Source organism: Bacillus sp. mrc49 (genome assembly GCF_002803435.1).
In genome coordinates this window covers 1-853 of sequence record NZ_PHNG01000215.1, presented here as the reverse complement: position 1 = coordinate 853, position 853 = coordinate 1, and the positions used below count along the sequence as shown (strand labels likewise).

1 protein-coding gene is annotated in these 853 nt (G+C 34.3%); it reads right to left on the bottom strand.

The genetic code is table 11. The features are described from left to right. Positions 1-853 (bottom strand): hypothetical protein (locus CVN76_RS01525; protein ID WP_157805446.1); only part of this gene is annotated, 853 nt, incomplete at both ends.

Below are 853 nucleotides of genomic sequence, written 5' to 3'. Positions count from 1 at the left end.
TACCTTTAGCATTTTCAGGAATGCTGCCGGGTTTGAATTGAGGTGGGGAAGAGGTTTTTTCTTTATTTCCAAATACACGTTTAACCCAACCAATCGCACCCTTCAACCAGTTGTTTAAACCCTCAAACGCTTTTCCTACTCCACGGGTTTCTTTTTGAGCATTTTCAATGTTTATCTCTTTTTGCTTTTTAGATGCTTTAACGGACTCATCTTTTTGGAGGGTTGCATTCTTTATAACACCCTCTTTTTTCTTTCTAGCTTGTTCGATGGTTTTGTCTCTTTCCTTGTCTGCATTATTAACAATTTTGTTATATTCATCTTTGGAAATGACGCCTAATTTTTTGTATTGTACTTCAGCGTTATGCACTTTACTATTACGTTTTTTCTCAGCATTTTTTTTCGTATCTTTAAATTCTTTTTCGGCTGCTTTAATGGTTTGATTCATTTCTTTTGTGGTAATATCATGACGCTGCTTACTTCGCCTCTTGTTAATGGCGGTTATTTCATCTTCACTTTTGGTCGTTTTATTAATTTTTGTATTATACATACGATCATTAATTTCGTTAATTTCACGTTTTTCATCACGAGTAAGGGCTCTTTTTTCTTTAGAGGCATTACTCATAATTTGCTTAACGCGGTCATTGTCGTCTTTGACTTTTTCAATTTCAGCTTTATGCTTTTCATCTAATTTTTTCAGGGCTTCATCTTTATCTTTTTGGGATAAGTCTTTATTGGATTTCAAAGCTTTTACTGCTTCGACACGTTCTTCTTGATGCCGATCCTTTAAGGATGAAAGAACACTCTTGGCCATAGAAGTATATTGTTTGGTGGTGTCATCTTTAATCTTTTTATT